Source organism: Pseudomonas sp. 5P_3.1_Bac2 (assembly GCF_025465995.1).
GTDB lineage: Bacteria > Pseudomonadota > Gammaproteobacteria > Pseudomonadales > Pseudomonadaceae > Aquipseudomonas.
Genome location: NZ_JANLNY010000001.1, coordinates 1 through 1,329, shown reverse-complemented (window position 1 = coordinate 1,329; position 1,329 = coordinate 1). Strand labels below are relative to the sequence as shown.

Below are 1,329 nucleotides of genomic sequence, written 5' to 3'. Positions count from 1 at the left end.
CTGACGCCGGCTGCCATCGGCCCGTACTGCGTACCGCCGGTCAACCTCAAAGCCAACCTTGAGTCCGGCGCCATGAACGTCAACATGGTCACCTGCGGTGGCCAGGCCACCATTCCGCTGGTGGCTGCGGTGTCCAGCGTGCAGCCCGTGAGCTATGCGGAAATCATCGCCACTGCCGCCTCCAAATCGGTCGGCCCCGGCACCCGCAAGAACATCGATGAGTTCACCCGCACCACCTCCAGCGCCATCGTCAAAGTCGGCGGCGCTAAAGAAGGCAAGGCGATCATCATCATCAACCCGGCAGAGCCGCCGCTGATTATGCGCGACACCGTGCACTGCCTGACCGAGGGTGAACCAGATCAGGCCGCCATCACTGCCGCGATCCACGCCATGATCAAGGAAGTGCAGAAGTACGTGCCCGGCTACACCCTGGTCAACGGCCCGGTGTTCGACGGCAACCGCGTGTCGATCTTCATGGAAGTCGAAGGCCTGGGCGACTACCTGCCCAAGTACGCCGGCAACCTGGACATCATGACCGCCGCCGCTGCGCGCACGGCGGAAATGTTTGCCGAAACCCTACTCAGCCAATCGAACGCAGCGGCTATCGCCTAAGGAGCGCAGCATGGATCTTCGCGGCAAGAAAATCACCGTCCACGACATGTGCCTGCGTGACGGCATGCACCCCAAACGCCACCAGATCAGCCTTGATCAGATGCGCTCGATCGCATCCGGCCTCGACGAAGCAGGCGTTCCCCTGATTGAAGTGACCCACGGTGACGGCCTCGGCGGCCGCTCGGTGAACTACGGCTTCCCTGCGCACACCGATGAAGAGTATTTGTCCGCGGTGATCCCGCTGATGAAGCAGGCCAAAGTCTCTGCTCTGCTGCTGCCGGGCATTGGCACGGTCGAACACCTGCAAATGGCCCACGACCTGGGGGTGAACACCATCCGTGTTGCCACCCACTGCACCGAGGCCGATGTCTCTGAGCAGCACATCACCTATGCCCGCAAACTGGGCATGGATACCGTCGGCTTCCTGATGATGGCCCACATGAACAGCCCCGAAGGGTTGGTCAAACAAGCCACGCTGATGGAATCCTACGGTGCCAACTGCGTGTACATCACCGACTCCGCCGGCTATATGCTGCCGGAAGACGTGAGCGCCCGAGTCGCGGCTATCCGCGCGGCACTGAAGCCTGAAACCGAAATTGGCTTCCATGGCCACCACAACCTGTCCATGGGCGTATCCAACTCAATTGCCGCCATCGCCGCCGGTGCTACCCGCATCGACGCGGCCTGTGCGGGCCTCGGCGCTGGCGCCGGCAACAC

Annotated in this window: 2 protein-coding genes; both read left to right on the top strand. The window is 62.5% G+C overall.

What is annotated here, in order from left to right; genetic code table 11:
- Positions 1 to 612 (top strand): acetaldehyde dehydrogenase (acetylating) (locus tag NTD81_RS00010; RefSeq protein ID WP_262178095.1); only part of this gene is annotated, 612 nt, incomplete at its 5' end.
- Positions 613 to 622: 10 nt separating this feature from the next.
- The coding region (dmpG, locus tag NTD81_RS00005) for a 4-hydroxy-2-oxovalerate aldolase (RefSeq protein WP_262178093.1) at positions 623 to 1,329 on the top strand (707 nt) is incomplete at its 3' end.